At 35.1% G+C, this 8,288-nt stretch carries 4 protein-coding genes and 2 pseudogenes; 3 read left to right on the top strand and 3 right to left on the bottom strand.

Annotated elements, in window-relative coordinates:
* Positions 1-106 (bottom strand): annotated as a pseudogene (locus OZD68_RS03760) (IS630-like element ISWpi11 family transposase); the annotation flags it as partial.
* Between the two features lie 49 nt (positions 107-155).
* On the opposite strand from OZD68_RS03760, the gene OZD68_RS03755 reads away from it, so the two are divergent.
* From OZD68_RS03755 to OZD68_RS03745, 3 genes are all read left to right on the top strand, one after another.
* Positions 156-2,507, top strand: a complete 2,352-nt coding sequence (locus OZD68_RS03755; RefSeq protein ID WP_275009045.1) for a hypothetical protein — start codon at positions 156-158, stop codon at positions 2,505-2,507.
* 112 nt (positions 2,508-2,619) lie between these two features.
* Positions 2,620-2,883: a translation initiation factor IF-1 gene (gene infA, locus OZD68_RS03750; RefSeq protein ID WP_007550159.1), complete on the top strand. Its 264-nt coding sequence runs from the start codon at positions 2,620-2,622 to the stop codon at positions 2,881-2,883.
* Entirely contained in the window at positions 2,861-3,457 is a 597-nt protein-coding gene (locus OZD68_RS03745) for a Maf family nucleotide pyrophosphatase (RefSeq protein WP_182309415.1), read from the top strand. The genes infA and OZD68_RS03745 overlap by 23 nt, the downstream gene beginning before the upstream one ends.
* Here the strand turns inward: OZD68_RS03745 and OZD68_RS03740 are convergent.
* Both OZD68_RS03740 and OZD68_RS03730 read right to left on the bottom strand, forming a co-directional pair.
* Positions 3,449-6,126, bottom strand: a pseudogene (locus tag OZD68_RS03740) (hypothetical protein). The gene OZD68_RS03745 and the pseudogene OZD68_RS03740 sit on opposite strands and share 9 nt — an antisense overlap.
* A gap of 346 nt (positions 6,127-6,472) precedes the next feature.
* Positions 6,473-7,816: an alanine:cation symporter family protein gene (locus OZD68_RS03730; RefSeq protein WP_182309416.1), complete on the bottom strand. Its 1,344-nt coding sequence runs from the start codon at positions 7,814-7,816 to the stop codon at positions 6,473-6,475.
* Positions 7,817-8,288: the final 472 nt, after the last annotated feature.

Below are 8,288 nucleotides of genomic sequence, written 5' to 3'. Positions count from 1 at the left end.
TAGTTCGTCCAATCTTAAATCTTGCTGCCACTGTTTCTCTGCTTTCTCCTTCGTCTAGCGCTTCCATTGCTTTTTTTCTTAAATCATAACTATATGCTGCTGGCATTCAACCTCCTTATCATCATCTACCCTTATCCTATCACATCCGGACTTTTATGGAAAGAGCTATATATTCACAATTAGGTGATATCTCTTATGCTAATAAAACAAGATCAGAAAAAGAAATAATCAATTTTTATGTTCTACCTCAATTTGCACGTTTTAAAGAAATTATTGATGAAGATATAAAAAAAGATCCTTCGTTTGCAAATTCTGCTATTGTAAAGTTTTGCTCCTCAATTATAAAAAATAACAAATTACTTAAAGAATTAGAAGAAGTTAGTATTCCTGCCAAAAACTCTAGTGTAAAGGCAAGGGTAAGCTTTCAACTGAAAAATCTGAAAGAAAAGGTGTGGTTCTTAGGAAAACTAAAGGAAAAAAAGAATTTCACTTACGTGCAGAGGGCTTTTGGGGATAAGTGGAGTTTTTATGACCTAATAAATGATGGAGATTTTAAAAAAACGTACATAGATAAAGCAGTAACAGAGTCTGCTAATAAGAGCTTTAAGGAAGATATAGATAAATGCATAAAGTTGGCAGAGCAGGGAAAAGAAGCTGCAAGTAAATATCTTGGAGAGAAAGGCGTAGAGTTTCGAGCTTATTACACAGAAACTGATAACACTCATAGAGTTTTGAATATCAATCTTATTAATTACAATAGAAGTGAGCAAACCAGGATTAGTGACATTTTACAGCAAGAGAAAGATATTAAAGAGCTGAATATCTATTGCAATAAAAAACATGAAATACACGCTCATAGGAAAGGTAAGGAAAGATATTATGAATTTAAAGAGGGCGCATATTATGAAATGAAAAGCACTTGGCCTGTAAAGGATGGATCCGAAATGTGTACCATGATTATGAATGTGAGTAGCGATGGCATAACTGAAGTACTAAAATTTAATGATGAAGATTTTGTGCTATCGGATGAGATCTTAGAATTAATAAAGCAAAACGATGAATTATATATTCAAGGTCTCTCCTTATATGATGCTGTACTAGAAAAAGGTAAGGCTGCTGATGTTGTACCCACTGCTAATAATAATTTTCAAAATGAGTCTATAGCGGCCTATCGCGAGGAACCAGAGGGAGAATTAGACCCTAAAGTTGATGCTGACAATAGCCTTCCTCCTTCTATTAATAGCAATGCATCAACTCAAACGGAAGTCAATTTACAACACACTGAAACTCAAACAGAAGTTGGTTCACAACAAATCGAAACTAAAACGGAAGTCAATTTACAGCACACTGGAACTCAGACAGAATTTGCTTCACAACAAATGGATGAATTGATTTTAAATAATCAGATGCTGTCCGAAAAAAACGTTGAATTGAAGCAAGAAATGTCAAATTTGAAAAAAGAAGCTGTTGAATTGAAGCAAGAAATAGAAGCAGGGTTGCAAGTGATAAATAAAAAGCACCATGAATTAATACAAGAAAATCAGCGACTACAGGAGAAACTAGAAACAACCCAAGCAGAAGCTAATCAAACAATTGTAAAGTTAGAGAAGCAGAATAGCAATTTACAAGACAGGTTTGAAAAAGAGGAGCAAAAAAACACGGAATTGCAAACTGAACTGGCACAAAAAAATGAAGAATTAGCAGGTGTGTTAAAAGAGCTACAATGGAAAGCACAAGAACTTAAAGGTGTATATGAAGAAAAAAGAAAGCTAAAGGAAGAGCTGAAAATTGTTAATGCAGGAAAGAAGAATTTGGAAAAAGCGCTAAATCAAGCACGAGAAGATGCGGAACAGATAATGGTTGAACGACGCCAGCAGAAAGAGCGCTTGAAAGATCAGCTAAGAGAATTAGATCAGGAATATAAGGTACAAGTAGAAATTGAGCAAAAGATTAAAGAATCAGATAGGCAGGATAGCGATTTACAAGATACACTTGGAGAAGAGGGACTAAAACTCAACATTGAAGAACTAGAAAACGAGTACGAGGAATTTCCAGGAGATAAGGTGCTTACACTTGAACTCACTAAAGATGAAGATAAAGTCGAAGAGTTAAGAAACGAGCTAGAGCGTGAGAAAGAAAAGTGTAAACAATTATTAGAAGAAGAAAATGAATGGGGTGATGAATTGGTAGGAATGCTTGATGGACTGGAAGAAAAAATTCGTGCTGATGAACAAAGGAGCTTCAACAATCAATTAACGGGAGAAATTTCTAATGAGTCTGGTAATGCTCCACGACAGAAGAAAAGGTTATCCAAATCTTCAAGCGTTGATAATGAGTCTTATGTTCCACTGAGAGAGAAGACAACATTACTCAGATCTTTAAGCGTTGATAGTGGACTTGATAGCGATGAAGAAAATTGTGATAATGATTTATCTTTCAACATAAGTCCTATAAGTTCTATTGAGAAGGTGGCAGAGAGTAGAAACGTAGGTAGGGTATCATTGTGAAGATGGTTGGGGTTAAGTTGCAACTTAAGTGGGGCGCAAAAGGTCTTTTGTGTTGATAATAATTTAAAATCTATAGTAGACTAAAAAAGATTATTAAATTATAATATAACATATGATAAAAGACGAGAAATCGAAAACAATTTTTGAAGTGGAAGGGGCAGTAACTGCTTTACTACCTGCAGCAGAATTTAGAGTGAAACTGGACAATGAACATGAGATTATCTGTCATGTATCAGGGAAAGTGAGAAGAAGTAAAATACGCATCATTATAGGGGATAGGGTGTTAGTTGAGATGAGCATTTACGATAGGAATGCGAGAAAGGGTAGGATCATTAGAAGGCTTAAAGGTACAAGTGACAGAACGATCTCTAAATAATCTTATTCTTGCTTCATCATCGAAAAGGCGTATAGCTTTACTAAAACAAATAAACATTGAGCCAGGTTTAATTTTGCCAGCAGATATAGATGAAGCCCCCTTAAAAAAGGAACTTCCGAAGGATTACTCAATCCGTATGGCAAAAAGTAAAGCTGAGAAAATACAAAGTTTAAATCCAAATTATTTTGTGCTTGGTGTTGATACAGTTGTTGCTTGTGGTAGAAGGATATTGCTCAAAGCTGAAAACGTTGAGCAAGCAGAAAAATGTATCCGCTTGTTATCAGGAAGAAGGCATAGAGTATACACCAGTGTATGTCTATTAACTCCCGATCAATCTAAACAACATATCAGTACTGTGGTTACAATAGTGAAATTTAAACGTCTCAGTGAACAAGAAATTAAGTATTATTTAGCATCAGAAGAGTGGAAAAATAGGGCTGGGGGATGCAATATACAAGGCCTAGCTGGAGTGTTCGTATTGTTCTTACGCGGCTCCTACTCTTCCGTTATAGGGTTACCATTACATGAAACCTATTGTTTGCTAAGCAATTATTTTAACTTCAATTTATATTGAAATACCTTTATTAGTATCTTTTTTTTGTTGTGACTCAGCAACCTGTTTAGCCCAATCTAGTGGTCTTTTATTTCTGTTAGCTAATGCAATTCTATTGCGATCATAACCATCAGTGTGTTCTGTTAAAGTATCTCCTCTTTCTTCTTCTATTACTCCAGCTTTCAGTTGTGCTTCATCTTTCTCTAGTAATTTATATAGTTCGCTATTTTTATCTACAGTTGGATTAGTGTCATTATTTTCTCGTTCTGCCACTGTTTTTTCTAACCACTTACGTATAGGGTCATATTGTTTACCTTCTCCTATCTTTTCTAAAATGTTTTCTGAGAATGAATCTTTAGGAATATTTTCTTTAGTAGCCTGTTGTGCCGGTTCTCTTAACCCTTTATCCGGGTTTCCCAATGCTCCTTTTAACTCACTCGTATCTCCGATTTCTTTTGGTTCAATGTTTTCTAAGCTCTTCTTTAACTGTTCAGGATTTACTTGAGATTGTTCATTATTGTCATGAGTTGGAGATGAATAGCCCGAATCGTTTGCTTTTATGTCTGTTGAGCTGTCTTTTAGCAACCCAACTTCTCTCAAGCGTTTTTTAGTTTCTTCGCTAATCTGACTCTGATCAGCTGGTTTTAACCCGAGATTTTCTTGACCTAATGTATTTTTAAGTTCTTCAAATAGAGTTAGATTACTTTGTCTAATATGTTCTTCTAATTTCCTTCCTACCTGTTTTAAATCTGTTTGAGATTTACTATCACTATTAGTTGGAGATATATAGCCTGAATCACTTATACTATTTGGTGTTGAAGCAGAGACACTAATAGTTGGACCTTCCACTATTTTTACATCTGCTAAATCGTCTTTTTGCAATCCATCTTCTTTATCTTGTGACAGTTTATCAGTAGGATCAACTTGCCTTAATCCTCTATTATCCTGCTGTGATCTATCTCTGATTTCTTTAAGAAGATTTTCAGGTGGAGTTTGATCACTTTGTTCAATGTTCTCTAAGCTCTTCTTTAACTGTTCAGGATTTACTTGAGATTGTTCATTATTGTCATGAGTTGGAGATGAATAGCCCGAGTCACTTTTATTATTGAGTGCTGTAGCAGAGAGCGGCTGTTCACTTTCTTTCCACTTAGCATCACTAGCATCTTGGTTATCACTGTTATCTGGAGAAGATGAATAAGGAATTATGTCCTTTAATGTCTCTAACGGTGATGGGTTATTTTTTCTACTTCCTGCAATTGATGCTTTTCTATCATCAACATCAATGTGCCGTAAGTTGTTTTTCTTGAAATTTCTGATGTCTTGTAACAGATCGCCTTTGCTATTTCCTTCTTGTTGCTGGGTTTTAGGTTGTTGCTGATCATTAGGTGTTTGCTCACTTCTATTTGGTTTTTGGCTTCCAGGTACAGCATGTCCAAATGTAGGATTGTCATACCGTTCATCTTCTTGCCTATTATCTTGATTGTGGCTTACAGACTTGGTGAAAGTAGAACTATCTGAAGAATCAGAAGTTGCACCTTTTTGCTGATTATTAGGTGTTTGCTCATTTTCGCGCAAGTCATCTGGTTTTTGGCTTCCAGATTTGGCTCCCCCTTGCTCATCGAAAACACCTTTTTTAGGTGGTAGTGAACTAGTTCTAGGTGGAAGTGGCGGAGGAGTTTTTTTGTTCTGAGGATTCTCCTCAAAAAGCGATTGTAGGTTATAAACTTGACCTCCCGAATTTGCTTCTCGTGCTGCTTGTCTAAGCTCACGCTTTTCTTTAGCCTCCTGAGAATTAATTTTATCGTCAAAATCTTTTCCAATTCCGCTATCGTAAGACTGCCTTCTGCTGTTAGATTGTGGTCCAAAATGTGAATGGTGATCTTCTTTTTTTCGAGTTATATCAGTAGCTTGAACACTAACATCTCTATTAACATCAATTCTTGTCGTAGTTTCAGATGATAGCTCGTTACTGTCTTTACTATGTTGCATCTCATTCACTTTTCCTTGTCCTTTCTCCCTGAATTGTATTTCATGCAAGAATAAACCACCTATTTTTACATCTCTGTTTACTTCTAACCGTTCTAGAGAAAAATCATCACCTTTAACAAGGTCTACACCGTTAGCATCAATCTTAATTTTGATCTTACATTCCTTCCCCTCCGCATACCACTTTAAAGTCATTTCATATGAACCATCAGTTACGACATAATGTCTTATTTTTTCCCTTCTTCCTCGGCAACAAAACCATGCATTCCGCTCTTTCCATCACTATGCAATGTTGAAAATCCCGAGATTTCATTCTTCTCACAAAAATCACTATTTAAAAATTCGCTGATTTTAAACTCTTTTTTGTCATCTCCCAGCGTAATACTTGCGTGATTACCGTATATTGAAACTCCTGCAACATCATCAACATACTCTTTCAACCTTTCTTTAACTTCACTTTCAAGCTCTTGTCCAGCTTTCTTTGTCTTGTCGCATTTCTGAAGAATAACTCCATATGCTTTATCTTTGTTTTCTTCTTCGTCCCAATTCCAGTTGGCGTGTTTTGTTAAAAACTTTACTGTGTTAAAATCAACTCTAGCATTATAAATTGGGTCGTCTTCCTTTTTTATTTTATCAAATAAAGGAAAAACTTCTTGAATGCGCTCATTATAAATGTGTTCTTGTTGTGTATCGTTAGTGCACATATATCCATCACTAATAACCCTCTGCCTTTAGTTCTAGCTAATACTAGCTAATATAATTATCACAAGCATTGGTTGAATTTTTATTAAGGAAGGTTGTGTTACTAATGTGATGACACAAGCTATTTTATGGTAACATCAAACGATTTAAGTTGTCATTCCAGTCTGGAATCCAGCCTTTCACGAACCCCATCAAAAATGTTGTGTTTTAACATAAGATTAGCTACTTTTATGCTCACTAACTTAGTGCCAATCAAGATTCCTGGATCCCAGTGTCTGGGCACTTGGATGACATCCTTCTTGGCGGAAATCACTCTTATATCACAACAGCTGCATAGCCTAAATTGCTTTAGCTATAGCTCTGTTTTTGCAACTTCAAATATCTGCTACTCATAGTAAACACTTCTGGATCTTGAGAGGTTAGCTTGAGTATAGCGAGTATGTTGATAAACAACAAAGCAGCAATCGAGATATCAGCAACATCCCATAGCAACCGGACTTTACCTATCGCACCAAGCGGAATGATCATGGTAAAAATTACAATCCAGATTTTAGTGTATTTATTATCCATAGACACATAGCGTATTGTCTGTTTTGAGGAAAAAAACCAAGTAAAAATAGTAGTAAAGGCAAAACAAAACATTATGGCCATAATTAAATAGTCAATATAGGGCCAATTCATAGCTTTTCTAAAAGCAAATATGCACATGTTAGTACTCTCTAAATCAGTGACCCAAGAATCTGTGACAAGCAGTACCATTGTTGTAATAAACACTATGAATGCAACTATAAAAGGCGATATTATTGTGATTAGGCTCTGTTCAATAATAAATTTATTATTATTTTTCTTAGGAACAATTGAAGAATGTACGATTCCTTCGAGGCCAAGCCCTATATCTGTTGCAAAAATACCTCGCAAAGTTCCAACTTGAATAATAGTCAACATTTCTAAAATCAAACCTAGAGATAAACCAGAGTTAAAGCTACTAGTTGTAAAAAAACTGCTTGTTATTAGTTTTAGAGAAGGAAGAATATTTTCACTAAATTTAAATAATATGATACCGCAAAGTGTGAGGTAACTTACCGTCATTATCGGTATCATAGCCGATATAAAAATTTTAATTTTTTTTAAGCTGAGAGCTGCAACAACAAAAAATATTATGGCCATTACAATGCCACCAATGACTACAGGCACATCTATCATGTTAAGTGGTATTGATAGAGAATTTACCTGAACAAGGTTACCAACTGTTATTGAAACCATTATCATAACAACTAGAAACACAATTGTAGCTTTTCTAGAGTTAAATGCATCAGCCATGTAGGCTACAGGGCCACCTATAAACCGTCCGTTCTTTTCCTTTCTGGTTTTTATACTTAGATAACAAGTGACATATTTTATCACAGAAGTGATAACAATAATTATCGCCATCCACAAAATAGAGCCCGGTCCTCCGGTTTTTAGAGCAACAGCAGTTCCTGAAATATTTCCTACTCCTAAATTTCCCCCTAAAATTGTAAACAGAGCGGCTATAGAAGAAAATTTATTTTCTCCTTTTTTAGCTCCAAGGAGTGAAAGGGCGTATGGTAATCTAAATACCTGTAGCCATTTTAGTTTAATCGATAGGTAAACACCAGCAACTAGCATGAGTAATATTGTTGGCAGTAATAAAACAAACTTTACTGTATCCATCTGTAAAAGTGAGATTTTTATTTGAGTATACAACAAAAATTGAAAATACCTAACCTATTTTCTATGTATGACTTCGTTTCCTTCATTCTAGAAACCTTTTCTTGTCATCCAAGTAGCGTGACACATAACTATACGAACATTGTAATATGGTACAATGTTAAGACGATGTCATTCCAGTGCTTGACACTGTAATCCAGCTTTTAATGCAACCCCTCACCAAAAATATTGTGTTTTAACATAAGGTTAGCTACTTTTATACTCACCAACTTAGTATCCAATCTGGATCCCAGTGGGCTTTGTTGCATCGCTACTTATGAAAGGCTAACTATAGTTAGGATTATAAGCAACCTATTGAAAATCTTGTTTTTTTGCAATCAATCTGATCAAATTTAAGAATAGTAATTTGTTATTTATATTAATAAATTTAATTCTATTGAAAATAGCTAAAGCATTGAAATTCTTGAATTTTAGC

The sequence above is a fragment of the Wolbachia endosymbiont of Drosophila bicornuta genome (assembly GCF_028982105.1).
GTDB lineage: Bacteria > Pseudomonadota > Alphaproteobacteria > Rickettsiales > Anaplasmataceae > Wolbachia > Wolbachia pipientis.
Note: the sequence above shows the minus strand (reverse complement) of the source record. Positions and strands in the feature narration are given on the sequence as shown.

What these genes read in the sequence shown, in the direction of transcription:
- OZD68_RS03730 (WP_182309416.1), bottom strand. Translation starts at nt 7,816, where the DNA reads ATGGATACAGTAAAGTTTGTTTTATTACTGCCAACAATATTACTCATG.
- OZD68_RS03755 (WP_275009045.1), top strand. Translation starts at nt 156, where the DNA reads ATGGAAAGAGCTATATATTCACAATTAGGTGATATCTCTTATGCTAAT.
- infA (WP_007550159.1), top strand. Translation starts at nt 2,620, where the DNA reads ATGATAAAAGACGAGAAATCGAAAACAATTTTTGAAGTGGAAGGGGCA.